Raw genomic sequence first — 25,398 nt, forward strand, 5'->3', positions numbered from 1 at the left:
GTATGCCGCCTGCTCCCGACCGCGACCGGTCCACCCCTGCCGACCCGCCCCGCACCCGCACCGAGCACGACTCCATGGGGGAGGTCGAGGTCCCCGCGGACGCCCTGTGGGGCGCGCAGACGGCCCGTGCGGTGGACAACTTCCCCATCTCCGGGCAACCGGTCCCGGCCGGGGTCGTGCACGCCCTGGCCCGGATCAAGGCGGCAGCCGCAGAGGTGAACGCCGACCTCGGTGTCCTCGACGAGACCCGCGCCGGGGCCATCGCCGCCGCCGCACGGGAGGTGGCGGCCGGCGAGCACGACGACCAGTTCCCCGTCGACGTGTTCCAGACCGGTTCGGGCACCTCCACCAACATGAACGTCAACGAGGTCGTGGCGCGGCTCGCCCACCAGGCCAGCGGCCTGGAGGTCCACCCCAACGACCACGTCAACGCCGGCCAGTCCAGCAACGACACCTTCCCCAGCGCGCTGCGGGTGGCCGCGACCCTGGCCGCCACCCGGGACCTCGCGCCCGCGCTGCTCCACCTCGCGGCGGCCCTGCGGCGCAAGGAGGCGGAGTTCGCCGACGTCGTCAAGGCGGGACGCACCCACCTCATGGACGCCGTGCCCGTCACCCTCGGCCAGGAGTTCGGGGGCTATGCGCGCCAGGTCGAGCTGGGCGCGGAGCGCGTGCTGGTCGGCGCGCAGGCGACCGCGGAGCTCCCCCTGGGCGGCACGGCCGCGGGCACGGGCCTCAACGCTGAGCCGGGCTTCGCCGCGGCGGTGATCGGACGCCTCACGGCGGAGACCGGCGTGGCGTTCCGCGAGGCGGCCGACCACTTCGAGGCCCAGTCGGCCCAGGACGCCGTGGTGGAGCTCAGCGGGGCCATGCGGGTGGTCGCGGTCAGCCTGACCAAGATCTGCAACGACCTGCGGTGGATGTCCTCGGGTCCGCGCAGCGGCCTCGGCGAGATCCACCTGCCGGACCTCCAGCCTGGCTCGAGCATCATGCCCGGCAAGGTCAACCCGGTGATCCCGGAGGCGACGCTCATGGTGTGCGCCCAGGTGATCGGCCACGACACGACAGCCACGATCGCCGGGGCGTCCGGCGCCTTCGAGCTCAACGTCATGCTGCCGCTCCTCGCCCGCACCGTGCTGGAGTCGGCGACCCTGCTCACGGCGAGCACGAGGCTGCTCGCGGACCGCTGCGTCGACGGCATCACCGCCGACCGCGAGCGCGCGCGCGAGCTGGCCGAGGGCTCCCCGTCGATCGTCACCCCGCTGAACCGGTGGATCGGCTACGAGGCCGCCGCCGCCGTGGCCAAGCAGTCGATCGCCGAGCGCCGGCCGATCCGGGACGTCGTCCTCGAGCGGGGCCACGTCGAGCGGGGCGAGCTCACCGAGGCGCAGCTCGACGAGGCGCTGGACGTGCTCAGGATGGCGCGGCCGCACGACGGTGGGCCGCGGGGGTAGTCACCCGCTCCTGCGGGTCGCGCCTCAGTACCAGTGCGGGCTGCGGCTCTGCCACGCGCCCCACGCGCCGCACGGGGTGCCGTACGACGACCTGATGTACTGCAGCCCCCACTTGATCTGGGTGACCGGGTTGGTTCGCCAGTCGTCGGCGACCGTGGCCATCTTCGAGCCCGGCAGCGACTGCGGGATGCCGTAGGCGCCCGAGGACGAGTTCTCCGCGGTCCAGCGCCACCCCGACTCGCCCATCCACAGGTTGTCCAGGCAGCTCCACTGGCCGTCGCCGAAGCCGTAGTCGCCCATCAGGGCCCTCGCCGCCGCACGCGGGTCGCTCTGGGCGTTGGCGAGCAGGGCCTGCTTCTTGGCCTCGAGCGCCTGGCGGGCCTTGTCGCGGGCGACCTGCTGGGCGCGTTCGCGCCGCGACTTCTCGGCGGCCGCCTGGGCCGCCAGCGCGGCGACCCGGTCCTTCTCCTGGGCGGCGGCGATGCTCGTGTTGGTCTGGTTGCGGTCCGCGGCCAGGCGGGCGCTGTCCTCGATCTGGGTGTCGGCGAGCTCGTTGGCCTGCTCGACCGCCTCGGTGCTGACGGTGAAGGCCGCCGTGCCGGTCTGCCGACCGTCGGTCGCCTGGTAGCCGGCCGCGGTCGTGGCCACCACCGCGAGCAGGAGGCTGGACGTCACCGCGGGACGGCGGACGGCCCGGACGACACCGGAGGAGCGGGAGGCTGACCTGCCGTGGTGCGACACCGTGCGGTGCCGCCCCTGGTAGGGCTGGCTCATGAACCGATTCCTCCAAGAGGCCGCGGGGGGGATGGCCTCATCGATGCCGGGGGGACATGCCGCCCCGACCAACGCAAGGTCCGGGCGTTATGAAACCGAGACCCTAACGGAACTCCGCCCCCGATCTCCAACCGCCCCCAGGTTTCTGGGACTGATGTGACTCCTGAGGCGAAGAAGTCATCTCTTTGGCGGAGGCGCGGCCCCATCGAACGTGCTGTTCCCGGTCCGACCACGGGCGGGGGGCGCCGCCGTGTGCAGCGGCGCACCCCGTCGCGCCTGCCGTGGCTCAGACCTCCAGGCCCTCCAGCAGGTCGGTGACCAGGGCCGCGATCGGGCTGCGCTCGCTGCGGGTCAGGGTGACGTGGGCGAACAGGGGGTGACCCTTGAGCGCCTCGATGACCGCCGCGACGCCGTCGTGGCGGCCCACCCGCAGGTTGTCGCGCTGGGCCACGTCGTGCGTCAGCACCACCCGGGAGTTCTGGCCGACCCGCGAGAGCACGGTAAGCAGCACGTTCCGCTCGAGGCTCTGGGCCTCGTCGACGATGACGAACGCGTCGTGCAGGGACCGACCGCGGATGTGCGTCAGGGGCAGGACCTCGAGCATGCCGCGGTCCATGACCTCCTCGACCACCTCGTGCGACACCAGTGCCCCCAGGGTGTCGAAGACGGCCTGCGCCCAAGGGCCCATCTTCTCCTGCTCGCTGCCCGGGAGGTAGCCGAGCTCCTGGCCGCCCACGGCATACAGCGGACGGAAGACGACCACCTTGCGCTGCTGGCGGCGCTCCATCACCGCCTCGAGCCCGGCACACAGCGCGAGGGCCGACTTCCCGGTGCCGGCGCGGCCGCCGAGGCTGAGGATGCCGACGTCGGGGTCGAGCAGCAGGTCGAGGGCGATCCGCTGCTCGGCGCTGCGCCCGTGCAGCCCGAAGGCGTCCCGGTCACCGCGGACGAGGCGGACCTGCTTGTCGGCCCCGACCCGGCCCAGGCCGCTGCCCCGCGGCGAGAGCAGCACCAGGCCGGTGTGGCAGGGCAGCTCCGCGGCGGCCTCGTTCTCGACGCGGCCGTGCTCGTAGAGGGCGTCCATCTCCTCGACGGTGACGTCCAGCTCGGCCATGCCGGTCCAGCCCGAGTCGACCACCGCGAGCTCGGCGCGGTACTCCTCCGCCTGCATGCCGACGGCGGAGGCCTTGACCCGCATGGGCAGGTCCTTGCTGACGACGGTGACGTCATGGCCCTCGAGCGAGAGGTTCTTGGCGACCGCGAGGATCCTGGTGTCGTTGTCCCCCAGGCGGAAGCCCGCCGGCAGGCTGGTCGGGTCGGTGTGGTTGAGCTCGACGCGCAGGGTGCCACCGTCGTCGCCGACCCGCACCGGGGCGTCGAGCCGTCCCTCGCGGACCCGCAGGTCGTCGAGCAGGCGCAGGGCCTGGCGGGCGAAGTAGCCCAGCTCGGGGTGGTGCCGCTTGCCCTCGAGCTCGGTGACCACGACGACCGGCAGGACGACCTCGTGCTCGGCGAAGCGCATCATCGCGCGCGGGTCGGAGAGCAGGACCGAGGTGTCGAGGACGAAGGTGCGGTGGCGCTCCGGTGCACGGGGGTCGGGGGCGCTCGGGGCGCCCGGGTCGGCCTCGGTGGGCGCCGCGCCACGCACTGCAGACCGGACGCGGGGGGTGGAGTCGGGAGTCGAAGCGTTCGAGGCCAATGTCTCTCCTCGGCACAGCGCGCCGGCCGGCGCAGTGCGCCTACTCGCGGACCAGGTGCCGGGACCACGCCCACCCACGGATGGGCCGGGTCCGGCCCTCCGCCCGGAGCCGTGTTCGCCCCATGTGGTGGACCTCCCGAACGCCGGACGGGTGCCCCGCGTCCCCGCCGACGCTACGACCCACCCGGCCCCGGGGCGTGCAGGGTCGCGGCGTGTCACGCAGAGTTCACCCGTTCGTCGGAGCCGGCCCCCGCCGTTCGTGCGGCGCCATGGGACTGGCCGCCACCGAGTCCTTGTCCGGCGGCTAACCGCCGAAGCGGCGGTTGCGCTCGGAGTAGGCGCGCAGGGCGCGCAGGAAGTCGACGTGGCGGAAGTCCGGCCAGTACGCCTCGCAGAAGTAGAACTCCGAGTGCGCCGACTGCCAGAGCAGGAACCCGGACAGGCGCTGCTCCCCGGACGTGCGGATGACGAGGTCGGGGTCGGGCTGGCCCTTGGTGTAGAGGTGCTCGGCGATGTGCTCGACCTGCAGCGTCTCGGCGAGCTCCTCGATGGTGGTGCCGTTGGCGGCGTGGGCCGTGAGCATCGAGCGCACGGCGTCGGTGATCTCCTGCCGGCCGCCGTAGCCGACGGCGACGTTCACCGTCATGCCCTGCACCGCCGCGGTCGCGTCCGCGCTCTCCTTGAGCCGGCGCGCCGTCTCGGCGGGCAGCAGGTCGAGCGAGCCGACCGGGTTGATCCGCCAGCGTTGCGTCGTGGCCAGGTCGGCGACCGCCGTCTCGATGATCGACAGGAGCGGCACCACCTCGGCCTCCGGCCGGTTGAGGTTGTCGGTCGACAGCAGCCACAGGGTGACCACCTCGACCCGGGCCTCCTCGCACCACTCCAGGAAGTTGGCGATGTTGTCCGCGCCGGCCTGGTGCCCTTCCTTGGTGCCGTGCCCGCGCGCGGCGGCCCACCGCCGGTTGCCGTCGAGCATCACCCCGACGTGGCGGGGCAGGGTCGCCTTGGCGAGGCTGCGCTTGAGGCGGCGTTCGTAGGCGGCGTACAGGAGGTCGGACAGCGCCACAACCGCTCCTCACGTGGTCCGGGGACGAGGATCCGTCCGCCTTCCCACGCTACTCCCGCCGACCCCCTGTGGCGTGACGGGACCGGTCGGTGTCACCGGTCGATGTCGGGGCGGCGGCGGTGGTCCGTGCGAGGGAACTCACAGGTTACCACCCAGTAACCTACGGCTCCGTAGGTTATGCTCCTGCCATGACCCCGTCGCGCCCCCAGAGCCCGGAGCACCCTGAGCAGGGAGCCCTCGAGGCGGTCGTCGCCGCCGTCAAGCCACGCCTGCGCGGGTGGCTGCACGCCGGAATGGTGCCCCTCGCACTGGCAGCCGGGATCGTGCTCATCGCCCTCGCGCCCACCACGTCGGCGCGGATCGCGGCCACGGTCTTCTCGGTCACGGCGTGGCTGCTCTTCGGCACCTCGGCCGTCTACCACCGCGGCAACTGGTCACCCCGGGTCGCGGCCGTGCTCAAGCGGATGGACCACTCCAACATCTTCCTCATCATCGCCGGCACCTACACGCCGTTCGCGATGCTGCTCCCCCGCGCGCAGGCCACCCAGATGCTGCTCATCGTGTGGATCGGGGCCATCGCCGGCGTCCTGTTCCGGGTGTTCTGGGTCGGGGCGCCCCGGTGGCTGTACACCCCGATCTACGTCGCGCTCGGCTGGGTGGCGGTCTTCTACATGGGCCCGCTGCTGCACTTCGGCGGCCCCACGATCGTCACGCTCATCGCCGTCGGCGGCGTCCTCTACACCGTCGGGGCCCTGGTGTACGGCATCAAGCGCCCGAACCCCTCCCCGCGCTGGTTCGGGTTCCACGAGATCTTCCACACCCTGACCGTGGCCGCCTTCGCCGTGCACTACATCGCGGCCGCGATGTCGCTGTCCCACACGAACGCCTGAGACCGGCGCACCTAGGGCCGGTCGGGCGCGGCCCAGCGGGTCGCGCCCGTCCCGGTCAGCCGGGTCCCGGCCGTCCGTCCGACCCGTCGTGCGCGGCTCCGGGGTCGTCCTCGGGACCGGCCGCCGGGGCCTGTGCCGCCGGGGCCTGTGCCGCCGGGTCCTGGGCCGGGTCCTGGGCCGCCGGCCCGTCCGCCTCGGAGGACCTCGCACCGCCGGCGCGTCCGGCCTTCGCCTGCGGGTCGGCCTCGGACTGCGCCTCGGCCTCCTTGCGCAGCTCCTCGGCACGGTAGGACATCCGGCGCATGCGCGCGTTCATGTTGCGCATGAGCAGGTAGAGGGCGATCGCCAGCACGAAGAACGCCACGAAGCCCCACAGGCCCGGCGAGACCAGCGTGGACGGGGCGCCGTTCACGCGCCCACCCCCACGCGGCCGTCGTAGGTGACCACCAGGTCCGGCCGGGTGGCGAGGGCGTCGCCCGCCGCGACGTCGCCGATGCCCGCGAACAGGTCGTCCTCCACCGGCTCGACCGGCACGTAGGACACTGCGGCCTCGAAGTCCTCCGTCGGCCAGACCCGCACCTGCAGGTCGCGCGGGACCTGGAAGAAGTGGCCGTCCGGGTCGATCTGGGTGGCATGGGCGAGCAGCGCCCGGTCGCGCTGGTCGAACCAGTCGGAGCAGTGGATGCGGGTGGTGATCGTGCGTGCCCGGTCCTCGGTCCAGCGGTCGAGCCACTCGGCGTACGGGCTCTCCACGCCGTCGGCGAGGAAGGCCTCGTGGAAGGCGACGTACTTGGCCCGGTTGTGCGCGTTGTAGTAGATCTTCAGCGGCTGCCACGGCTCGCCCGCGTGCGGGTACGCCTCCGGGTCGCCGGCCGCGGCGAAGGCCGCCATCGACACGGTGTGGGTCATGATGTGGTCGGGGTGCGGGTAGCCACCGTTCTCGTCGTACGTCGTCATGACGTGCGGGCGGAACCGGCGGATCTCCCGGACGAGGGCCTCGGTCGTCACGTCGAGCGGCTCGAGGGCGAAGCACCCCTCGGGCAGCGGCGGGAGCGGGTCGCCCTCGGGCAGGCCGGAGTCGACGAAGCCCAGCCAGGTGTGCTGGACGCCGAGGATCTCCTGCGCCCTGCGCATCTCCTCGCGCCGCACCTGCACGAGGTCGCGCTCGATCTCGGCGTTCCCCTTGAGCTTGGGGTTCAGCACGTCGCCGCGCTCGCCACCCGTGCACGAGACGACGAGCACGTCGGCCGTCGTCGCCGCGTACTTGGCCATCGTCGCCGCGCCCTTGCTCGACTCGTCGTCGGGGTGCGCGTGCACCGCCATGAGTCGCCACCGGTCAGCCACTGTCACCCTCTCCTGGGTCATCACGGACAATGGGTGTCCACCGCGAGGCGGACACCACCTCCGCCATCCTCTCACCGCACTGGAAGGGTTCGTCATGCCGCTCCCCCGCCCCGCGCCGGGCACCGGTCGCTGGTGGGTCGTCGGGGTCGTGGGCGTCACCGTGGCCACCGCCCTGGCGGTGTGGCTGGGCCTGGCGAACTCCGTCGGCCGGGTCACCTGGGTCGACACCGGCTACAAGGTCCTCGACGACCGCAGCGTGCGGGTCGAGTTCGACGTGCACCGTCCTGCCGGCCAGGCCGTGACCTGCCAGGTCAACGCCCTGGACCAGTCCTTCGGGGTGGTCGGCACCCTGGACGTGCGGGTCCCCGCCTCGGGCGAGCGGTCGGTGCACCAGGAGGTCGTCGTCCGGACGGCGGCACGGGCCGTCACCGGCACCGTCAGGACCTGCGACCCCTCCTGACCAGCACGTTCCCCGCCCGAGCGTGCGCGGACCACGGGCCGCGCGCCGTCGGCCCGGCACGCCGCGACCACGGCGCCCGGGACGGGGCGAAATGGACCGTTCGGACGCCTGCGCGGTAGACTCGTCCATTCACCGAGCGGTCTGGACCTTCGCCACCTGCGTGGCGAGCGTCCGGACCGCATTGCGTAGCAACCCCCTGCCGGCCTGGCTCAGCGCCGGCCGGGCACCAGCCAAGGAGTATCACCGTGAGCGAGACCGCGACCAGCACCGCGAGCTACCTGACCCAGGACGCCTTCGACCGTCTGAAGGCCGAGCTGGACCAGCTCTCCGGAGAGGGGCGCACCGAGATCGCCAAGCGCATCGAGGCCGCCCGCGAGGAGGGCGACCTCAAGGAGAACGGCGGCTACCACGCGGCCAAGGAGGAGCAGGGCAAGATGGAGGCCCGCATCCGCCAGCTGACCCAACTGCTCGAGAACTCCGTCGTGGGTGCCAAGCCCGCGGACGACGGGATCGTCGAGCCGGGCATGGTCGTGACCGTGGACATGTTCGGTGACGACCTCACCTTCCTCCTGGGCTCGCGCGAGATCGCCGACGGCTCGGACCTCGAGGTCTACAGCGAGAAGTCGCCCCTCGGTGCCGCCCTCAACGGCAAGAAGGTCGGCGACACCACCTCCTACGAGGCGCCCAACGGCAAGACGATCACGGTCACCGTCAAGGCGGCGAAGCCGCACTCCGCCTGAGCGGGGACGACCGCAGACCCAGCACGACGCAGAGGGCCACCCGGTGACCGGGTGGCCCTCTGTCGTGACCGCCCCCGGTCAGCCCTCGTCGACGACCTGGAAGAGGCGGTGGTCGGCCCAGCGCCCCGCGATGTGCAGGTATGCCGGCGCGTCGCCGATGAGCGTGAACCCCGCCTTGAGCAGCACGCGCTGCGAGCGCTCGTTGTCGAGCAGCGTCCCGGCCTGCAGGCGGTGCAGGCCGAGCTCGTCGAAGGCGATGTGCACGACTTCGCGCAGCGCGGCCGTGGCCAGGCCGCGACCACCCACGTGCTCGGACAGCCAGTAGCCGACGTTGGCCGACTGGGCCGGCCCGCGGACGATCTCGTTGAGCGTGATCTGGCCGACCACCTCCTCGTCCTCGCCGAGCACCACGAGCGGCAGCCGGGTTCCCTCCCGGTACTCGGCGAGCCGGGTCGCGACGAGCTCCCGCTGGCCCTCCACCGTGGCGTACGACGCCGGGCGGTCGGGGGCGGTCGGCGCGAGGAACTCCCGGTTGGCGACCAGCAGCTCGGCGAGTCGCTCCGCGTCGGACTCCCGGACCAGCCTGGTGACCCGCCGACCGTCGTGCGGGTGGGGGTCGCGGGAGTCGGCCATCAGCCGAACTTCAGCTGGTAGCCCTTGCCCCGCAGCGTGCGCAGGACCTCCTCGCAGTGCTGGCGGCCCCGGGTCTCCAGCTGCAGCCCGATCTCGACCTCGTCGACCCGGATCGTCGTGCCGGTGCGGATGTGCTCGACCTCGAGGACGTTGGCGTCGACGGCAGCGCAGTCCGCGAGCAGCCGGGCCAGGTGGCCCGGGGTGTCGGACACACGGACCCGGAACTGCAGGTAGCGGCCGGCCGAGGCCATGCCGTGCCGGATGATCCGCAGCAGCAGGAGCGGGTCGATGTTGCCGCCGGAGAGGACCGCGACGACCGGGCCGTCGACGTGCTGCCCCGCGCGCGCGAGCAGGTGGGCCACGGCGGCCGCACCGGCCGGCTCGACGACCAGCTTGGCCCGCTCGAGGACGAAGAGCAGGGCGCGGGACAGCTCCTCCTCGCTCACGGTCTCGATGCTGTCGACGAGGTCGCGGACGAGGGCGTAGGGCACGTCGCCCGGCAGCCCGACGGCGATGCCGTCGGCCATGGTCTGCATCTGCTCGTAGGGCACCGGCTTGCCGGCCGCGAGGGACAGCGGGTAGGCCGCCGCCTGCTCGGCCTGGACGCCGACGACGCGTACGTCGGGGCGCAGCGTCTTGACCGCCACCGAGATGCCGGCGAGCAGGCCCCCACCACCGGTGCTGACCACGATGGTCCTCACGTCGGGGCACTGGTCGAGGATCTCCAGGCCCGCGGTGCCTTGCCCCGCGACGATGTCGCGGTGGTCGAAGGGGTGGATGAGGACGGCACCGGTCTCGGCCTCCCACTCGCGGGCGCGGACGAGGCACTCGTCGATGGTCGTGCCCACCTGCTCGATGGTCGCGCCGTAGGCCTGGGTGGCGAGCAGCTTGGGCATCGGGGCGCCGTGCGGCATGTAGACCTTGACGTCGATGCCGAGCAGCTGCCCGGCGAGCGCGACCCCCTGGGCATGGTTGCCCGCGCTGGCCGCGACGACCCCGCGGGCCTTCTCCTCCTCGGACAGCCTGGACATCCGGGTGTAGGCACCTCGGATCTTGAACGACCCGGCCCGCTGGAGGTTCTCGCACTTGAGGAACACCTCGCAGCCGACGCGGTCCGTGAGGGCGCGGCTGTACTCGAGCGGGGTGGGGCGGACGACCCCGCTGAGCAGGTCCTGCGCAGCGCGGATGTCCTCCAGGGAGACGGACAGCATCGGTGGTGCCATGGCGGTCAGGCTAGTACCCGGCAGGGGCCGGGTCCGACCATCCGGGACGGGGCCGGCCGCGTCCCCGGCCGACCGGCCGGGTCGCCTCCTGCCGGGCGCCTCCCGACAGCCCGCCCGCGGCCGGCAGGGGCCTAGTCGAGGACCCTGCGGTTGAACGCGCGGATGGCCAGCGGCGCCATGACCAGAGTGATGCCGACGGTCCAGATGAGCGTGGTGAGGATCGGGTGGTGCAGCGGCAGCTGGGCGTCCGCGGGGACCGGCAGGTCGTTGCCCCACAGCTGCCGGACGGCCTGGACCAGGGAGGAGATGGGGTTCCACTCGGCGACCACCCGCAGCCAGTGGGGCATGCGGTCGGTCGGGGCGAAGGTGTTGGCGAGGAAGGTGATGGGGAACATGGTCGTGAACATCAGCCCGTTGACCGACTCCACCGAGCGCATCGCGGAGCCGACCAGGATGCCGACCCAGATCATGGCGAAGCCCCACATGAGCAGGAGCAGGTAGGCCAGGACGGCGTCGGGCACGGAGCCCCGGATCCGCCAGCCGACGAACAGCCCCGTGACGGACATGACGAGGATGCCGATGCTCGAGTGCATGAGGCTGGAGATGCTGCGGCCGACCAGCACCGCGGAGGGGTGGATCGGGAGCGAGCGCATCCGGTCCACGATGCCCTTGTCGATGTCGGCCGTCAGGCCCACCGCGACCACGAACGAGGCGAACGCGATGGTCTGGCCCATGATCCCGGCCATGAGCCACTCGCGGTAGCCGGACGGCGACCCCTGGACGGCGATCGAGCCGCCGAAGACGAAGGCGAACAGCAGCACGAACATCACCGGCTGGATGGTGACGTCCATGAGCATCTCGGGCATCCGCTTGATGTGGATGAGGTTGCGGCGGGTGATGGCGAGCGACTGGCGCAGCAGCCCGGTGCGCTGGATCTCCGGGCGGGCGAGGCCGCTCGCCGACCGTCGGGTCCCGGTGTCGGTGGTCATGCCACCACCTCCTCGTCGTCGCTGGGGTCGGCGTCCTCGGCCCGGTGGCCGGTGAGGCTGAGGAACACGTCGTCGAGGCTGGGCCGCTTCAGCCCCAGGTCGTCGAGCTCGATCTCGCTGCCCTCGAACACCGCGGCGATCCGGGTCATGTCGCGCAGCCCCTCGGCCGGCGCGGTCAGCTGCCGGGCCCCCGCGTCCACGTGCACCTCACCGACGTGCGCGCGGAGCAGACCTTCGGCGGCGGCCAGGTCCTCGGCCCGCGACACGGTCAGGACGATGGCGGCCGCACCGCTGCGGTCCTTGAGCTCCAGGGCGGTGCCCTCGGCGATGACGCTGCCCCGGTCGATGACGACGATGCGGTCCGCGAGCTGGTCGGCCTCCTCGAGGTACTGGGTGGTGAGCAGCAGGGTGGTGCCGTCGCGGACCAGCCCGCGCAGCACCTCCCAGAGCTCGACCCGGCTGCGTGGGTCCAGGCCGGTCGTCGGCTCGTCGAGGAAGAGCACCGGTGGGGTCGCGATGAGGCTGACGGCGAGGTCGAGGCGGCGACGCATGCCGCCGGAGTACGTCTTGACCACCCGGTCGCCGGCCTCGGTGAGCGAGAAGCGCTCGAGCAGCTCGCGCGTGGCGCCGCGGACGTAGGAGGACGACAGCCCGTAGAGCGACCCGATGAGCCGGAGGTTCTCGCGTCCGGTGAGCAGCTCGTCGACGGTCGCGGCCTGCCCGGTGAGCCCCATCGACCGCCGGACGGCGTCGGGGTCGGTGCGCACGTCGTGCCCGGCGACCCGCGCGGTGCCCGCGGTGGGGACGGTGAGCGTCGTCATCATCCGGACCGTGGTCGTCTTGCCGGCGCCGTTGGGCCCAAGCAGGCCCAGGACCGTCCCCTCCGGCACCACGAAGCTGACGTCGTCGACGGCCCGGGTGTCGCCGAAGGTCTTGACGAGGTGCTCGGCCTCGATGGCAGGCGCACTCATGGGACGACCCTAGGCCGGGTGCCACGACTCGTTCGACCCATTTTCTGCCTCCCTCCCCGCCTGGCCGCCGACTCAGCCGGCCTTCGTCGGGCGACCGATGAGGCAGAACGGGTGCCCTGCGGGGTCGGTGTAGACCCGGAAGCTGCCCGTCTCCGACGGCTGGTGCTCGTGCACCTGCGCGCCCGCTGCGAGGACGGCGGGCTCGGCCGCGTCGATGTCGCCCGCCCAGAGGTCGAGGTGGAACTGCTGCGGGTGCGCGCCGCCGGGCCACGTCGGGGTCCGGTGGTCGTCGATGCGCTGGAAGGCCAGCGTTGGTCGTCCGTCGGGGTTCTCGGGCGACAGGCCGCCGCCGGGCGGGACCAGCGTGGCCCAGTCGCGGTCGGAGCCGTCCTCCAGGCCCCAGCCGAGGACCTGGGAGTAGAACCTCGCCAGCTCGAGCGCGTCCGGGCAGTCGAGGATGACGAGGTCGAGCAGCGGCTTGGGCGGGATCGGGACAGCGGTGTCGTCGGCCATGGGCCGACGCTAGGCCCGACCCCCGACAACGGTCGAGGCGAGCGCGCGCGCCGCCTCCGGGTGCTCCTCGCGCAGCAGCCCCACCGCTGCGAGCAGGTATGCCGTGTCGGTCACCACCTGCGCGTCCCGTGGCACCTTCCAGCCACCGGCGTGGTCCGTCGTCACCGCCCCGAGGACCGCGTCGCGCTGAGGGCCGGCGGCGTGGCGCAGCACCCCACCGGACCCCACGACCACCCGCACGTCGGCGAGCGGCCGGGGGCTGCTGCCGGGTGCCGGCGGCCGCGCGTGGCGGCGGACCGCGACCACCGCGGCCACCCGCGCGAGCGCGAGGTCGAGGTCCCGCTCGTGGTCGTCGGACGGGAGGTGGCCGGGCTCGGCCGCCAGCCGTCCGGCATACGCCTCGAGGCCCTCGGGCAGCGGTAGGTGCTCGCGCGACGCGGCCGCGACCACGCCCTCGGCGTTCCAGCGCATGCCCAGGTCGGCCTCGACGGTGCGCGCGTGCCACAGCGGGGCGACGACGTCCTTGGCCAGGCCGGCGTCCTCCCCCTGCGGCGTGATCACGGAGTAGACGTCGGTCGTGGCTCCGCCGATGTCGACGACGAGGACGTCGCCGTCCACGGCGTCGGCGAGGACCTCGACGCCACCGAGGACGGCGTCGGGGGTCGCGGCGCGGACCAGCCGCTCGAACTCGGGGCCGCGCGAGAGGCCCTTGCCGCCGATGACGTGGTGCAGGAAGGCGGCCCGGATCGCCGCACGCGCCGCGTCGGGGGCGATGACGCCGATCCGGGGCAGGACGTTGTCGGTGACCGTGAACGTGCGCCCGGTGGAGGCCAGCACGGCGGCGACCTCGTCCGCGGCGTCCGCGTTGCCAGCCACGACGACGGGCGCCGTGACGCGGGCCCTGGCGAGGCGGGTGGCGTTGTGCAGCAGCACATCGGCGTTGCCGCCGTCGGTGCCGCCCACGAGCAGGACGATGTCCGGTCGGCTCGCCCGCAGTGCGGCGACGCCGGCACCGTCGAGCCGTCCGGCGGCGACGTGCTCGACCCGTGCCCCCGCGCTCAGCCCGACCCGGTGGCCGGCCTCGGCGGTGACGTCGCGCTCGTACCCGAGGACCGCCAGCCGCAGGCCGCCGCCGGCGCTGGAGCAGGCGACGACCTCGTCGGGACTGCCGTGGGGCGCGAGCTCCGCGAGGACCGCCCTGTAGCCGTCGAGGACGTCGGTGCCGATCGTCGTCGGCGTCGATGCCGTGGCGACGAGCCGGCCGTCGCCGGTGTCGACGAGGGCAGCCTTGGTGAACGTCGACCCGAAGTCGACGGCGAGCGCGAGGGGCATGGCAGCAGAACGGCTTTCGCAGCAGCCGGGAAGGGACCGGGCCGGTCGCCCGGGTCAGCCGAGCCGGTCGAGGGCCTGGGCGAGGTCGGCGATCAGGTCGTCGACGTCCTCGATGCCGCAGGACAGGCGGATGAGGTCCGCCGGCACCTCGAGCTCGGTGCCGGCGACGGACGCATGGGTCATCCGGGCCGGGTGCTCGATGAGCGACTCGACACCCCCGAGCGACTCGCCGAGGGTCCACAGCTGGGTCTCGCCGCAGACCTTCACGGCGACGTCCTCGCCGGCCTTGACCTGGAACGAGATCATCCCGCCGAACCGGCGCATCTGCTTCTTCGCGACCTCGTGGCCGGGGTGGCTCGCCAGGCCCGGGTAGTGCACGGCCTTGACCGCCGGGTGGCCGCTGAGGAACTCGACGACGCGCTCGGCGTTGTCGCTGTGCTTCTCCATCCGGACCGCGAGCGTCTTCAGGCCGCGCAGGACGAGCCACGCGTCCATGGGCCCGGCGACCGCGCCCATCGAGTTCTGGTGGAAGGCGATCCGGTCGGCCGCGTCGGCGTACCCCGGGACCGCGATGTCGTGCCCGACGACGACGGCGCCGCCGACGACGTCGGAGTGGCCGCCGCAGTACTTGGTCGTCGAGTGGGTGACGATGTCCGCGCCGAGCGACAGCGGCTGCTGCAGGTAGGGGCTGGCGAAGGTGTTGTCGACGACGAGCAGGGCGCCGGCCTCGTGCGCCACGGCCGCGAGCGCCTCGATGTCGGCGATGCCGAGCAGCGGGTTGGTCGGCGTCTCGACCCACACGATCTTCGTGGCGCCGGGCCGGATGGCCGCGCGGACCGCGTCGACGTCGCCCATCGGGGCGATGGAGTGCTCGACCCCCCAGGTCGTGAGCACCTTGTTGAAGAGGCGGTACGTGCCGCCGTACGCGTCGTTGGGGACGACCACGTGGTCCCCGGGGGCGAGCAGGGCGCGCAGCACGGTGTCCTGGCCCGCCAGCCCGGAGGAGAACGCGAAACCGCAGACCCCGCCCTCGAGCGCCGCGAAGCACTCCTCGAGCGCCGTGCGGGTGGGGTTGGCCGACCGGGAGTACTCGTAGCCCCCGCGGAAGCCGCCGATGCCGTCCTGCTTGTAGGTCGACACCTGGAAGATCGGCGTGATGACCGCCCCGGTGCCGGCGTCGGGCTCCTGCCCGGCGTGGATCGCCCTGGTCGAGAACCCCTGCTGCCGCACGTCGTCGCTCATGCGGGCAAGGCTATCCGTCGCTCAGGGACCCTCACCCACCGCCGGGTCCTCCGGTGGCGCCTCGTCCTCCGGCGGCGCCTCGACGACGACCGGGTCCCCCACCCGCAGCTCGCCGCCCTCGAGGATGCGGAACACCGTGCCGCCGCGGGCGTGCATCGCCTTCTTCGCGCCCGGCGCGATCCAGTCGTCGAGGAGGCGGCAGGGGGCCGCCGGCCGCACCACCTCCAGCAGCACCTCCCCCACGCGGACGCGCGTGCCGGGCTTCCCGGGCACCGGCCCGCCAGAGACGGTGAGGTTGCGTCGGGTCGCCCCCGGCTCGACCACCGACCCGAGTGCGGCGCCCGCGGCCTCGAGGTCGAGGGCCGACTGGATGGTCACGTGGCGGTGCCGCGACCCGTGGTAGCGGTCGCCGACCAGGCCGGCCCCGGCTTCCGCGACCACCGACTCCACCGACCGGGTGGGGATGCGGCGCGCCGGCGCGACGTGGATCGAGACGACCTCGCCCAGCGAGGTCCCCGGCTCGACGACGACCAGGCTCACCGCAGCACCTTCTGCCACTCGCGCATCACCGCGTCCTCCGCATACCCGAGCTCGCGGTTGACGGCGAGCATCGGTGCGTTCTCCTCGGCGTTCCACGTGCGCACGCTCGCCGGACCGGGCAGGTGCTCCATGAGGGCGAGCGTGTTGGCGGCCTTCAGGCGCAGCCCCAACCGGTGGCCGCGGTGCTCGCGCAGGACGAGCGTGTCCTGCTGGTAGACGACCGAGGGGTCGCTGGTGACCGTGGTCTGGGTGTAGCCCGCGACCGAGCCGTCGGCGGCGAAGGCGAACGTGTCGACGGCCGTGCGGCCCGCCGCCGCGATGCGGGCGTAGTCCTGGCGGACCCGCTCCTCGTCCCAGTCCTCCTCCTCGAGCTGGAGGTCTCCGAGCGGGACGTCGGTGCTCATCCGCCGGCCGAGGAGGGCGCGAGCAGCAACCCACGCGTCGGGTATGCCGCCGAGCGCCGTCCGCAGCACGTAGCCGTCGCCGTCGTGGCGGGCCAGCAGGTCGGTGAGGTGGCCCCGGTCGAGCGGGAGGGCCAGCGAGCTGCGCAGGTTGGTCTGCGCCGCCGCGTACCCGAACCGCCGGGCGAAGCCGCCCTGCACGTCCTCGGCGCCGGCGGCCCACTGCGTCTCCGCGACGAGCAGGTCGCGGCCGGCGTCGCGCTGCACCCCCTCCGCCCGCTCCAGCAGGGCCTTGCCGTGCCCGTGGCCCCGGTGCTCGGGGTGGACGGCCAGGACCAGGACGCCGAGCCGCAGGTTGTCGTGCAGCGGCAGGGCGAGCGAGGCGGCTGCGACGACCCGTCCGCGCTCGTCCTGGGAGGCGAGGGCGACCGTGCGCCGTGCCGGGTCGTGCAGCATGACGCGCCGCTCCGCGGGGGTGCGGGCGGAGTGCAGCTCACCGAGCTCGTGCACCGCCGAGGCGTGCAGCACGTCGCACCAGGCCCGGAAGGTCTCCTCGGGGCCGTCGGGGTCGATGGCGACGATGCTGGGCACCCGCCCACCCTGTCGCACCCGGTCCGGCGAGGGCAAAGGAGTTGTGGCCCCGGCGGGCAACGGCCGCCGCGGCGGTCGTCTCGCTGCTCGCCGACGTCCGTGCGGCGCGGAGGAAGACGTCCGTGCGGCGCGGAGGAACAGGCGCGGGGGTGGTCGCGTTGCACAGGGCGTGATCTTCGGGAGCCGCAGCAAGTCGACCATGCCCACCGCCGAGGAGGCCCTGCAGGGCCGTCCCACCCGGCCGTTCTCGATCGCACCGGAGCACCTGGTGCTGCACACCCCCGTCGAGGGTCCCTGGCCCGAGGGCACCGAGGTGCTCTACGTCGCCATGGGCTGCTTCTGGGGGGCCGAGCGCATCTTCTGGCAGCAGCCCGGCGTCGTCGCGACCGCGGCCGGCTACATGGGCGGGTTCACCCCCAACCCGACCTACGAGGAGACCTGCACGGGTCGGACCGGCCACGCCGAGACCGTGCTCGTCGCCTACGACCCCGAGCAGACCTCGCCCGAGCTGCTGCTCAAGGAGTTCTGGGAGAACCACGACCCCACGACGGCGAACCGGCAGGGCAACGACATCGGCACGGCATACCGGTCGGCCATCTACTGGACCACCGAGAGCCAGCGCATCGCCGCCGAGGCCACGAAGGAGTCGTTCCAGAAGGTGCTGACCGAGCACGGGTACGGCGCCATCACCACCGAGGTCCGCTCGGCCGACGACGCGGGGCCGTTCTACTACGCCGAGGACTACCACCAGCAGTACCTCTTCAAGAACCCCGGGGGCTACTGCAACCACGGGTTCAAGGGCATGACCTGCCCGGTGGGCATCGTGAAGCAGGACCAGCTGCCCTCCCAGGAGAGCGTGCTGCGCACCAACGACTCCGGCGCCTGACGCGCCCGCTCGGGGGGCGACTCGTGCCGGAACCGGCGCGTGACGCCCCCGATCGCGTGGTGGCGGGGCGACCGGTGACCGAACCGGCACGAATCGCCCCCCGGCCTGCGGCCCGCTCAGCCGCGCCCCAGGAGGCCGCGGACCCACGACCGGACCCGGCCGCCGCTCCGCGCCTGCGCCGCGGCGGCGGCTCCCTGCGCCTCGGCGGCTGCCCGGGCGCGCTCCACCCGCGCCTGCTCCGCGCGCTCGTCGCGCAGCCGCCGCCACTGCCCGACCATGTCCTCGACGTCGACGGTCGGCGCGATCAGGGGCGGCATCGCCCCCACGGCCGGACGCAGCCGGTCGAGCCTGACCCGCCGGTTGAAGTCCTCGAGGACGGCACGGACCGACTCCTCCGTGCGCAGGTCGAGCAGCGACTCCGGGAAGGTCTGCCGCTCCTTGCGCAGCGCGATCGCGGGCGGCATCGCCCCGGTCATGTCCAGCTGCTCGCGCTGCACCAGCCCCTTGACCCACCAGTCGGGGTCGTCGACGTCGGAGGCCCCGATCCCGCGCAACGGCTTCCCGGCGCCGGGCAGGTTGTCGAACTCGCCGCGCTCCTGCGCCTCGCGGATCGCGCGCTCCACCGGCGACTCCCAGGGGTCCACCCCTCGACCCTAACCCGGGGGCGGAGTGCGTCCCCGAGGTCCTGCGCCGCCGGTCGAGGGGCCAGGACTTGCCGACAGCCGCCGCGCGACCCCGGCATGTCCCGACTCCTCGACGCGGGCGCGTAGGGTCGCCGGGGTGCGGATCGTCTCCCTGCTGCCCTCGACCACCGAGATCCTCTTCGCGATCGGCGCGGGCGACGACGTCGTCGGCGTGACCTTCGAGTGCGACACCCCGGCGCAGGCCCGTGAGCGCCGGATCGTCTCGACCACCGCGATCCCGGACGGCCTGTCGTCGGCCGAGATCGACGCGTTCGTCACCCGCGCGATGGCTGCCGGCGAGGACCTCTACCACCTCGACGCCGGGGCCCTGGCCGACCTCGACGCGGACCTCGTCGTCACGCAGGACCTGTGCGCCGTGTGCGCCGTCGACGTCTCCAAGGTCGACGACGCCCTCGCCCACCTCGGCTGCACCGCCGAGGTCCTCACCATCGACCCGCACAGCCTCGAGGAGGTCCTCGCCTCCGTCGTCACGCTCGGCGTCGCCACCGGTCGCGAGGACGAGGCCGCCTCCCTCGTGGCCGGCCTGCGCGAGCGCCTGTATGCCGTGGAGCAGCGCGTGCGCGGCCGGCGCCGCCCGAGAGCCCTGGTCCTGGAGTGGACCGACCCGCCGTTCGCGCCGGGCCACTGGGTGCCGGAGATGGTGGAGGCCGCCGGCGCCGTGAGCGCACTCGGCTCGGCCCGGGAGAAGTCGGTCCGCGTGACGTGGGGCGACGTGCGCGCGAGCGCGCCCGAGGTCGTCGTGTGCGCGCCGTGCGGCTACGACCTGGAGGGGTCCGCGGCCCTCGCCCGCGCGGCGCTCGACGCCGGCGAGCTGCCCGACGGCATACCGGTCTGGGCGGTGGACGCGAACGCGTCGTTCGCCCGCCCCGGCCCCCGCCTCGTCGACGGGGTGGAGGCGCTGGCGGCGGTCCTGCACCCGGACGCGGCGCAGCCGCCGCGCCCGGACATGGCGCGGCGGCTGCGGTAGCGCGTCAGGCGCAGCTCAGTCGACGAGGGCGATGAGCAAGTCGGCGCGGGTGAGGACCCCGACCGGCTTGCCGTCCTCGACGACCATGATCGCGTCGTGCTTCTCGAGCTCGGCGCGAGCGGCGCCGACCGGCTCGCCCGCACCCACGAGCGGCAGCGACTGCTCCATGTGCTTCCCGACCGGGTCGGTGAGGTGGGCGGTGCCGTTGAACAGCGCCTCGAGCAGCGCCCGCTCGCTCACCGAGCCGGCGACCTCGCCGGCCATGACCGGTGGCTCGGCCTTGACGACGGGCATCTGCGACACCGAGTACTCGTGCAGGATCTCGATGGCGTCGCGCACGGTCTCGGTCGGGTGCGTGTGCACGAGGGCCGGCAGGTCGCCGGCCTTCTTGTGCAGCACCTCGCCGACCGTCGTCTCGGTCTGGGAGTGCATGAAGCCGTAGGAGCTCATCCACTCGTCGTTGAAGATCTTGCTCATGTAGCCGCGACCGCTGTCCGGCAGCAGCACGACGACGACGGCGTCAGCCGGCAGGTCCTTGGCCGCGCGCAGGGCGGCGACGACGGCCATGCCGCAGGAGCCGCCGACGAGCAGGCCCTCCTCCTTGGCCAGCCGGCGGGTCATCGCGAACGAGTCCGCGTCGCTCACCGCGATCACGTCGTCGACGACGGCCGGGTCGTAGGCGCTCGGCCAGAAGTCCTCGCCGACGCCCTCGACGAGGTACGGGCGACCGGTGCCGCCGGAGTAGACCGAGCCCTCCGGGTCGGCGCCGATGATCTGCACGCGACCGCCCTCGCGGTCGGCGGAGACGTCCCGCAGGTAGCGACCCGTGCCCGTGATGGTGCCGCCGGTGCCGACGCCGGCGACGAAGTGGGTGACCCGGCCGTCGGTGTCGGCCCAGATCTCCGGGCCGGTGGACTCGTAGTGCGAGGCCGGGCCGTTCTGGTTGGCGTACTGGTTCGGCTTCCAGGCACCGTCGATCTCGCGGACCAGCCGGTCGGACACCGAGTAGTACGAGTCGGGGTGGTCGGGGGCGACCGCAGTCGGGCAGACGACGACCTCGGCGCCGTACGCCTTGAGCACGTCGCGCTTGTCCTTGCTCACCTTGTCGGGGCAGACGAAGACGCACTGGTACCCGCGCCGCTGGGCGACCAGGGCCAGACCCACGCCGGTGTTGCCCGAGGTCGGCTCGACGATGGTGCCGCCCGGCTTGAGCTCGCCCGACGCCTCCGCGGCCTCGACCATCTTGAGCGCGATGCGGTCCTTCACCGAGCCGCCCGGGTTCAGGTACTCCACCTTGGCGAGGACCGTCGCGGCGATCCCCTCGGTGACGGTGTTGAGCTTGACGAGGGGCGTGTTCCCGACGAGGTCGGCGATGTGCTCTGCGTACTTCACCCGGCCATCCTCTCAGATGCTGGACGGCCTCCCGCCACGCTTCGGCGGCCGGGCTGCTCCTTCGCGCCGAGCCAGGCGGGTCGCCGCGCAGGTCGCCCGTGCCGGTCGCCCGAGGTGGTCGCGGGGTGGGCCCGAGGCCGTTGCGGGGTGGGCCCGAGGCCGTTGCGCCGAGAGCGAACCCGGGTCCCGCCAGGCTCCCGGCCGCCCTAGCGTTCGGGACATGGAACGGTCCACGCCGCGAGTCGTCGGCCCCACCCGGGGCAGCGGCCCGGAGCCGCTGTGGCGCGAGGCGGTGGGGGCCCGGCTGCGCCGGATGAGGCTGCGGCGCCGGCTCACGCTGGCGGAGGTCGCGGCAGCGGCCGGCATCTCACCGCAGTACCTCTCCGAGATCGAGCGCGGCCTCAAGGACCCCTCGTCGGAGATGCTGGCGGCGGGCGCCGGGGTCGTCGACGTCACCTCGCTCGCGGCGACCGACCTGCGTCACCGCCTCGCGTGGCCGGTCACGTCGTCGACGACGGTCTCGGTGGGTCCGTCCTGCTGGGGCGCCGCCACGGAGGTGCTGCTCGCCGCCTGAGCGCGAGCCTCCCTGCGGCGGGCCACGGACACCTCCGGGGGCTCGCGCAGGTCCTTGCGGTAGGCGACGAGCTGGTCGACGAGGCCGTACGCCACGGCCTGCTCCGGCGTGAAGATCCGGTCCCGGTCGGTGTCGGCGCGCAGCTGCTCGACCGGGTGACCGGTGTGCCGGGCGAGGACCCGCTCGGCCTCGGCGCGCAGCCGGATCACCTCGTCCGCCTCGAGGATGAGGTCCGGGATCGCGCCCCGGCTGCTGCCCGACGGCTGGTGGAGCAGCACCCGGGCGTGGGGCAGGATGCTGCGCCGCCCGGGGTCGCCCGCCGCCAGCAGGATCGCGGCGGTCGCGCACGCCTGCCCGATGCAGGTCGTCTCCACCGGCGCGCGCACGAACTGCATCGCGTCGTACACCGCGAACGTCGCCGTGAGCGACCCGCCCGGGCTGTTGACGTATAGCCGGATCGGCTGCTCGGGGTTCTCGGACTCCAGGTGCAGGATCTGGGCGATGAGGGTGTTCGAGACGCCGTCGTCGATCTCGGTGCCGAGGTAGACGATCCGCTCCCCGAGCAGGTGGCTGTAGACGTCGAGGACCCGGTCGCCGCGCGGGTCGGTGCGCACGACGTTCGGGACGAGGTAGCTGCTCACCGCCCCACCCCCAGCCCGGCCGGCGAGCGTCGTTGCGGCCGCACGCTGTCGAGGCTGTCGATGATCCCGTCGATGAAGCCGTACTCGAGGGCCTCCTCGGCCGAGTACCACCGGTCGCGCGCGGAGTCCTCCCGCACCCGCTCCACCGGCTGCCCCGTGTTCTCGGCGATCAGCCCCAGCACGGTCTCGAGGGTCTGGCGCAGGTCGTTGGCCTGCAGCTCGATGTCCACCGCCGTGCCACCGATCCCGGCCGACCCCTGGTGCATCAGGATCCGTGAGTGCGGGAGGGCGTACCGCTTGCCCCGGGTGCCCGCCGTGAGCAGGAACTGACCGGCGCTGCACGCCAGCCCCAGGGCGAGCGTCGACACGTCGTTCGGAACCAGCCGCATGGCGTCGCCGATGGCGAGCATGGCCGGCACGGAGCCACCGGGGAGTTGATCCAGAGGCTGATGTCGGCGCGGGGGTCCTGGGCGGCGAGCAGGAACAGGGAGGCGCACAGCCGGGTGCCGCCCCGGTCGTCGAGCTCGCCGTCGAGGAGCAGGATCCGCTGGTCGAGCAGGCGGCTCGCCACGAGCTCGCCCATGCGCAGGGTCACGGGTGTGGGACTGGTCATCCGCCCACGGTGGCGGCCCCCGACTCCCGCGGCCAGCAGACGCTGCTCTGAGCAGAACGCGGGGGCGTACACCACTTGACGGAGGCCGGTGCAGCCCACGGCGGCGCACCATCGAAGCATCGAGGACGGGGGTGGAGACAACGATGACGACCTCGACCGTTACCGTCGATGGGACCAGCGACGAGAGGGGTGTGCCGATGGGTCGGGCTCGACGCGCGCGCAGGATCGCGGCGACCGCCGCCTACGGGGGCGGCGGGCTGGCAGCGGGGATCGGCGTCGTCGGTGCCCTGGGCTACGGCGTCCTCAAGGTCGAGGCCATGATGGCGCGCCGGATCGTCGGCCAGCCGTTCGACGGCGCCCCGGACGACAACGGCGTCTACGGCTCCGGCCCGGGTGACCCCGTCGACATCGTCGTGCTCGGCGACAGCTCGGCGGCCGGGATGGGCTGCGAGCACCCGCACCAGACCGTGGGCGCGATCATCAGCACGGGCGTCAGCGCGCTCACCGGCCGACCGGTCCGGCTCACCAACACCGCGGTCATCGGCGCGGAGTCCTCGGCCCTCGAGCTCCAGCTCGCCAACGCCCTGGACATGGTCCCGCGCCCCCAGCTGGCGGTCATCATGGTGGGCGCCAACGACGTGACCCACCGGATCGACAAGACCGTGGCCGTGCGCCACCTCGAGCAGACGGTCCGGGCCCTGCGCGAGCTGGGCACGGAGGTCGTCGTCGGCACCTGCCCCGACCTCGGCACGATCCAGCCCATCCCGCAGCCGCTGCGGCTGCTCGGCCGGCGCTACTCCCGCGACATGGCCGCGGCACAGACGGTCGCCGTCGTCGAGGCCGGCGGCCGCACGGTCTCCCTCGGCGACCTGCTCGGCCCGGAGTTCTCCGAGCGGCCGCACGAGATGTTCAGCGAGGACCGCTTCCACCCCTCCCCCACCGGGTACGCGCGGGCTGCTGCCGCGCTCCTGCCCAGCGTGTATGCCGCGCTCGGCGTGTGGTCCGGCGACACCAGCGAGGTTCGTGCCCCGGACACCCGCCGAGGCGAGGGCGTGGGCCCGGTCGCCGTGGCGGCCAAGTACGCCGTGATGGACCCGGGCACCGAGGTCAGCGCGACCGACGTGGGCGGCCAGAGTCGCGGGCCCCGCGGACGCTGGGCGATGCTGCTGCGCCGCCCCCGGGGTGGCACGCCTGCTCATGCCGAGGCCGTGACCGGCGACGGCGAGCAGACCCGGGGCGCCGACGACCCGGCGAGGGAGGACCGGGTGCGGGACGACCGGGTGCGGGACGACGGGGTGCGGGACGACCGGGTCCGGGACGACCGGGTGCAGGACACACCCGGGGCGACCAGGGGCGAGAGCAAGCCCACATCCCCCGGCCCGGCTCCACGGCATACCATCGACACGGACTAAGCGGCCGCTTATCGCGCGGCCCTCGACGAGGAGGAACCCCGTGACCGAAGCCGTCATCGTCTCCACCGCCCGGACGCCCATCGGGCGCGCGTTCAAGGGCTCGCTCAAGGAGATGCGACCCGACGACCTGTCCGTGCAGGTGATCCGGGCTGCCCTCGACAAGGTCCCCGGGCTCGACCCGGCCCTGGTCGAGGACCTCTACTGGGGCTGCGCCGAGCCGTCGGGCCGCCACGGCTCGAACATGGCCCGGGTCGTCGCCGTCCTCGCCGGGCACGACCACCTGCCCGGCGCCACCGTGAACCGGTTCTGCGCCTCGTCGGTGCAGACGACCCGCATGGCGTACCACGCGATCAAGGCCGGCGAGGGCGACGTCTTCCTCAGCGGCGGCGTCGAGTGCGTGTCGCAGTACACGAACTGGGCCGGGGCGGGTGGCTCGACCGGGGACGACCAGAACCCGCTCTTCGCCGACGCCCAGGCGCGCTCGGAGCAGATGGCGAAGACCAACGAGACCTGGACCGACCCGCGCAAGCAGGGGCTGCTGCCCGACGTCTACCTGTCGATGGGGCAGACCGCGGAGAACGTCGCGACCCTGCGCGGGATCTCGCGCCAGCGCCAGGACGAGTGGGGCGTGACGAGCCAGAACCGCGCCGAGAAGGCCATCGCCGACGGGTTCTTCGACCGCGAGATCACCCCGGTCACGCTGCCGGACGGCACGGTCGTGAGCAGGGACGACGGCCCCCGTGCCGGCGTCACCCTCGAGGGCGTCTCCCAGCTGCAGCCGGTCTTCCGCGAGCAGGGCACCATCACCGCCGGCAACTGCTGCCCGCTCAATGACGGCGCCGCGGCGGTGGTCGTCATGAGCGACACCAAGGCCAAGGAGCTCGGGCTGACGCCGCTGGCCCGCGTCGTCGCAACCGGTGTCTCCGGCCTGTCGCCCGAGATCATGGGCCTCGGCCCGGTCGAGGCGTCGCGGCAGGCGCTGGCCCGGGCCGGCATGACGATCGGCGACATGGACCTCTACGAGATCAACGAGGCGTTCGCCGCGCAGGTGCTGCCCAGCGCCGACGACCTCGGCATGGACCTGGACAAGCTGAACGTCCACGGCGGCGCCATCGCCCTCGGCCACCCGTTCGGCTCGACCGGTGCGCGGATCACGACGACCCTGCTCAACGGCCTCGCGGCGCGCGACGGCCAGCTCGGCCTCGAGACGATGTGCGTCGGCGGCGGCCAGGGCATGGCGATCATCTACGAGCGCCTGAGCTGACCCGCAGGGGCCGTCGCGTGGACGCGATGGCCCCCACGCGTGCGAGAGGGTGTCGAACGGCTGCTCCCGGGAGTCCGGGGAGCCGT

26 protein-coding genes and 1 pseudogene are annotated in these 25,398 nt (G+C 73.3%); 9 read left to right on the forward strand and 18 right to left on the reverse strand.

All coding sequences use genetic code 11. The features are described from left to right. The first annotated feature begins 2 nt into the window (after window positions 1-2). Window positions 3-1,451, forward strand: a complete 1,449-nt coding sequence (locus ACYVDO_RS18260) for a class II fumarate hydratase (protein WP_460938549.1) — start codon at window positions 3-5, stop codon at window positions 1,449-1,451. A gap of 24 nt (window positions 1,452-1,475) precedes the next feature. Here ACYVDO_RS18260 and ACYVDO_RS18265 read toward each other — a convergent pair whose 3' ends face one another. The 3 genes from ACYVDO_RS18265 to ACYVDO_RS18275 all read right to left on the reverse strand — a co-directional run bounded on the left by ACYVDO_RS18265 (window position 1,476) and on the right by ACYVDO_RS18275 (window position 4,990). After that, window positions 1,476-2,225, reverse strand: coding sequence for an aggregation-promoting factor C-terminal-like domain-containing protein (locus ACYVDO_RS18265; RefSeq protein ID WP_460938551.1), 750 nt, complete (start codon window positions 2,223-2,225; stop codon window positions 1,476-1,478). Window positions 2,226-2,511: 286 nt separating this feature from the next. Beyond that, window positions 2,512-3,750 carry a PhoH family protein gene (locus tag ACYVDO_RS18270; protein WP_460938619.1) on the reverse strand — a complete coding sequence of 413 codons (1,239 nt, stop codon included), beginning with the start codon at window positions 3,748-3,750 and terminating at the stop codon, window positions 2,512-2,514. Between the two features lie 478 nt (window positions 3,751-4,228). Next, window positions 4,229-4,990, reverse strand: coding sequence for an isoprenyl transferase (locus tag ACYVDO_RS18275; RefSeq protein ID WP_460938553.1), 762 nt, complete (start codon window positions 4,988-4,990; stop codon window positions 4,229-4,231). Window positions 4,991-5,178: 188 nt separating this feature from the next. Here ACYVDO_RS18275 and trhA point away from each other — a divergent pair, with 188 nt between their 5' ends. Continuing rightward, entirely contained in the window at window positions 5,179-5,880 is a 702-nt protein-coding gene (gene trhA / locus ACYVDO_RS18280; protein ID WP_460938555.1) for a PAQR family membrane homeostasis protein TrhA, read from the forward strand. Between the two features lie 55 nt (window positions 5,881-5,935). Here the strand turns inward: trhA and ACYVDO_RS18285 are convergent, their stop codons facing one another. After that, window positions 5,936-6,292 (reverse strand): hypothetical protein, encoded by a 357-nt coding sequence (locus ACYVDO_RS18285; protein ID WP_460938557.1) that lies wholly within the window; start codon window positions 6,290-6,292, stop codon window positions 5,936-5,938. Next, complete coding sequence (gene mca, locus ACYVDO_RS18290) at window positions 6,289-7,224, reverse strand: mycothiol conjugate amidase Mca (RefSeq protein WP_460938559.1); 936 nt, start codon at window positions 7,222-7,224, stop codon at window positions 6,289-6,291. Before mca ends, ACYVDO_RS18285 begins: the two co-directional genes overlap by 4 nt. Window positions 7,225-7,318: 94 nt before the next feature. Between mca and ACYVDO_RS18295 the strand changes: the two genes are divergently transcribed. Next, window positions 7,319-7,684 (forward strand): DUF4307 domain-containing protein, encoded by a 366-nt coding sequence (locus ACYVDO_RS18295; RefSeq protein ID WP_460938561.1) that lies wholly within the window; start codon window positions 7,319-7,321, stop codon window positions 7,682-7,684. Window positions 7,685-7,929: 245 nt separating this feature from the next. After that, window positions 7,930-8,424, forward strand: a complete 495-nt coding sequence (gene greA, locus ACYVDO_RS18300; protein WP_460938563.1) for a transcription elongation factor GreA — start codon at window positions 7,930-7,932, stop codon at window positions 8,422-8,424. A 78-nt stretch (window positions 8,425-8,502) separates the two neighbouring features. Here greA and ACYVDO_RS18305 read toward each other — a convergent pair whose 3' ends face one another. The 9 genes from ACYVDO_RS18305 to ACYVDO_RS18345 form a co-directional block, all read right to left on the reverse strand. Further along, the gene (locus tag ACYVDO_RS18305; protein WP_460938565.1) at window positions 8,503-9,057 is read right to left on the reverse strand and encodes a GNAT family N-acetyltransferase; all 555 of its coding nucleotides are present in this window, start codon (window positions 9,055-9,057) and stop codon (window positions 8,503-8,505) included. After that, the gene (ilvA, locus tag ACYVDO_RS18310) at window positions 9,057-10,280 is read right to left on the reverse strand and encodes a threonine ammonia-lyase (protein ID WP_460938567.1); all 1,224 of its coding nucleotides are present in this window, start codon (window positions 10,278-10,280) and stop codon (window positions 9,057-9,059) included. Before ilvA ends, ACYVDO_RS18305 begins: the two co-directional genes overlap by 1 nt. A gap of 131 nt (window positions 10,281-10,411) precedes the next feature. After that, the gene (locus ACYVDO_RS18315) at window positions 10,412-11,269 is read right to left on the reverse strand and encodes an ABC transporter permease (protein WP_460938569.1); all 858 of its coding nucleotides are present in this window, start codon (window positions 11,267-11,269) and stop codon (window positions 10,412-10,414) included. Beyond that, entirely contained in the window at window positions 11,266-12,240 is a 975-nt protein-coding gene (locus tag ACYVDO_RS18320) for an ATP-binding cassette domain-containing protein (RefSeq protein ID WP_460938571.1), read from the reverse strand. Before ACYVDO_RS18320 ends, ACYVDO_RS18315 begins: the two co-directional genes overlap by 4 nt. Window positions 12,241-12,312: 72 nt before the next feature. After that, complete coding sequence (locus tag ACYVDO_RS18325; protein WP_460938573.1) at window positions 12,313-12,753, reverse strand: VOC family protein; 441 nt, start codon at window positions 12,751-12,753, stop codon at window positions 12,313-12,315. A gap of 9 nt (window positions 12,754-12,762) precedes the next feature. After that, complete coding sequence (locus ACYVDO_RS18330) at window positions 12,763-14,085, reverse strand: glutamate mutase L (protein WP_460938575.1); 1,323 nt, start codon at window positions 14,083-14,085, stop codon at window positions 12,763-12,765. 54 nt (window positions 14,086-14,139) lie between these two features. Beyond that, entirely contained in the window at window positions 14,140-15,327 is a 1,188-nt protein-coding gene (locus tag ACYVDO_RS18335) for a cystathionine gamma-synthase (RefSeq protein WP_460938577.1), read from the reverse strand. A gap of 21 nt (window positions 15,328-15,348) precedes the next feature. Continuing rightward, window positions 15,349-15,867: an MOSC domain-containing protein gene (locus tag ACYVDO_RS18340; protein WP_460938579.1), complete on the reverse strand. Its 519-nt coding sequence runs from the start codon at window positions 15,865-15,867 to the stop codon at window positions 15,349-15,351. Further along, the gene (locus ACYVDO_RS18345) at window positions 15,864-16,859 is read right to left on the reverse strand and encodes a GNAT family N-acetyltransferase (protein ID WP_460938581.1); all 996 of its coding nucleotides are present in this window, start codon (window positions 16,857-16,859) and stop codon (window positions 15,864-15,866) included. The genes ACYVDO_RS18340 and ACYVDO_RS18345 overlap by 4 nt, the downstream gene beginning before the upstream one ends. A gap of 199 nt (window positions 16,860-17,058) precedes the next feature. On the opposite strand from ACYVDO_RS18345, the gene msrA reads away from it, so the two are divergent. After that, on the forward strand, window positions 17,059-17,745 hold the full coding sequence (gene msrA / locus ACYVDO_RS18350) for a peptide-methionine (S)-S-oxide reductase MsrA (protein WP_460938583.1): 687 nt from the start codon (window positions 17,059-17,061) through the stop codon (window positions 17,743-17,745). A 116-nt stretch (window positions 17,746-17,861) separates the two neighbouring features. On the opposite strand, the gene ACYVDO_RS18355 is transcribed toward msrA, so the two are convergent. Beyond that, window positions 17,862-18,389, reverse strand: a complete 528-nt coding sequence (locus tag ACYVDO_RS18355; RefSeq protein ID WP_460938585.1) for a DnaJ family domain-containing protein — start codon at window positions 18,387-18,389, stop codon at window positions 17,862-17,864. Window positions 18,390-18,525: 136 nt separating this feature from the next. On the opposite strand from ACYVDO_RS18355, the gene ACYVDO_RS18360 reads away from it, so the two are divergent. Continuing rightward, window positions 18,526-19,416 carry an ABC transporter substrate-binding protein gene (locus tag ACYVDO_RS18360; RefSeq protein WP_460938587.1) on the forward strand — a complete coding sequence of 297 codons (891 nt, stop codon included), beginning with the start codon at window positions 18,526-18,528 and terminating at the stop codon, window positions 19,414-19,416. Window positions 19,417-19,431: 15 nt separating this feature from the next. Here ACYVDO_RS18360 and ACYVDO_RS18365 read toward each other — a convergent pair whose 3' ends face one another. Continuing rightward, window positions 19,432-20,808: a cystathionine beta-synthase gene (locus ACYVDO_RS18365; protein WP_460938589.1), complete on the reverse strand. Its 1,377-nt coding sequence runs from the start codon at window positions 20,806-20,808 to the stop codon at window positions 19,432-19,434. A gap of 220 nt (window positions 20,809-21,028) precedes the next feature. On the opposite strand from ACYVDO_RS18365, the gene ACYVDO_RS18370 reads away from it, so the two are divergent. Next, a complete protein-coding gene (locus ACYVDO_RS18370) occupies window positions 21,029-21,382 on the forward strand; it encodes a helix-turn-helix domain-containing protein (RefSeq protein WP_460938591.1) in 354 nt (117 codons plus the stop codon). Here ACYVDO_RS18370 and ACYVDO_RS18375 read toward each other — a convergent pair. Then, on the reverse strand, window positions 21,289-22,023 hold the full coding sequence (locus ACYVDO_RS18375) for a ClpP family protease (protein ID WP_460938593.1): 735 nt from the start codon (window positions 22,021-22,023) through the stop codon (window positions 21,289-21,291). The genes ACYVDO_RS18370 and ACYVDO_RS18375 overlap by 94 nt on opposite strands. Then, a pseudogene (locus ACYVDO_RS18380) lies at window positions 22,020-22,606 on the reverse strand (ClpP family protease). The gene ACYVDO_RS18375 and the pseudogene ACYVDO_RS18380 overlap by 4 nt, the downstream one beginning before the upstream one ends. A 227-nt stretch (window positions 22,607-22,833) precedes the next feature. On the opposite strand from ACYVDO_RS18380, the gene ACYVDO_RS18385 reads away from it, so the two are divergent. Both ACYVDO_RS18385 and ACYVDO_RS18390 read left to right on the forward strand, forming a co-directional pair. Further along, window positions 22,834-24,048 carry an SGNH/GDSL hydrolase family protein gene (locus ACYVDO_RS18385; RefSeq protein ID WP_460938595.1) on the forward strand — a complete coding sequence of 405 codons (1,215 nt, stop codon included), beginning with the start codon at window positions 22,834-22,836 and terminating at the stop codon, window positions 24,046-24,048. Window positions 24,049-24,088: 40 nt separating this feature from the next. Further along, window positions 24,089-25,312 (forward strand): acetyl-CoA C-acetyltransferase, encoded by a 1,224-nt coding sequence (locus ACYVDO_RS18390; RefSeq protein ID WP_460938597.1) that lies wholly within the window; start codon window positions 24,089-24,091, stop codon window positions 25,310-25,312. Window positions 25,313-25,398 lie beyond the last annotated feature (86 nt).

The sequence above is a fragment of the Phycicoccus ginsengisoli genome, assembly GCF_054779295.1.

What these genes read in the sequence shown, in the direction of transcription:
- ACYVDO_RS18260 (WP_460938549.1), top strand. Translation starts at nt 3, where the DNA reads ATGCCGCCTGCTCCCGACCGCGACCGGTCCACCCCTGCCGACCCGCCC.
- ACYVDO_RS18265 (WP_460938551.1), bottom strand. Translation starts at nt 2,225, where the DNA reads ATGAGCCAGCCCTACCAGGGGCGGCACCGCACGGTGTCGCACCACGGC.
- ACYVDO_RS18270 (WP_460938619.1), bottom strand. Translation starts at nt 3,750, where the DNA reads ATGATGCGCTTCGCCGAGCACGAGGTCGTCCTGCCGGTCGTCGTGGTC.
- trhA (WP_460938555.1), top strand. Translation starts at nt 5,179, where the DNA reads ATGACCCCGTCGCGCCCCCAGAGCCCGGAGCACCCTGAGCAGGGAGCC.
- ACYVDO_RS18295 (WP_460938561.1), top strand. Translation starts at nt 7,319, where the DNA reads ATGCCGCTCCCCCGCCCCGCGCCGGGCACCGGTCGCTGGTGGGTCGTC.
- ACYVDO_RS18305 (WP_460938565.1), bottom strand. Translation starts at nt 9,057, where the DNA reads ATGGCCGACTCCCGCGACCCCCACCCGCACGACGGTCGGCGGGTCACC.
- ilvA (WP_460938567.1), bottom strand. Translation starts at nt 10,280, where the DNA reads ATGGCACCACCGATGCTGTCCGTCTCCCTGGAGGACATCCGCGCTGCG.
- ACYVDO_RS18315 (WP_460938569.1), bottom strand. Translation starts at nt 11,269, where the DNA reads ATGACCACCGACACCGGGACCCGACGGTCGGCGAGCGGCCTCGCCCGC.
- ACYVDO_RS18320 (WP_460938571.1), bottom strand. Translation starts at nt 12,240, where the DNA reads ATGAGTGCGCCTGCCATCGAGGCCGAGCACCTCGTCAAGACCTTCGGC.
- ACYVDO_RS18325 (WP_460938573.1), bottom strand. Translation starts at nt 12,753, where the DNA reads ATGGCCGACGACACCGCTGTCCCGATCCCGCCCAAGCCGCTGCTCGAC.
- ACYVDO_RS18330 (WP_460938575.1), bottom strand. Translation starts at nt 14,085, where the DNA reads ATGCCCCTCGCGCTCGCCGTCGACTTCGGGTCGACGTTCACCAAGGCT.
- ACYVDO_RS18335 (WP_460938577.1), bottom strand. Translation starts at nt 15,327, where the DNA reads ATGAGCGACGACGTGCGGCAGCAGGGGTTCTCGACCAGGGCGATCCAC.
- msrA (WP_460938583.1), top strand. Translation starts at nt 17,059, where the DNA reads ATGCCCACCGCCGAGGAGGCCCTGCAGGGCCGTCCCACCCGGCCGTTC.
- ACYVDO_RS18370 (WP_460938591.1), top strand. Translation starts at nt 21,029, where the DNA reads ATGGAACGGTCCACGCCGCGAGTCGTCGGCCCCACCCGGGGCAGCGGC.
- ACYVDO_RS18385 (WP_460938595.1), top strand. Translation starts at nt 22,834, where the DNA reads ATGGGTCGGGCTCGACGCGCGCGCAGGATCGCGGCGACCGCCGCCTAC.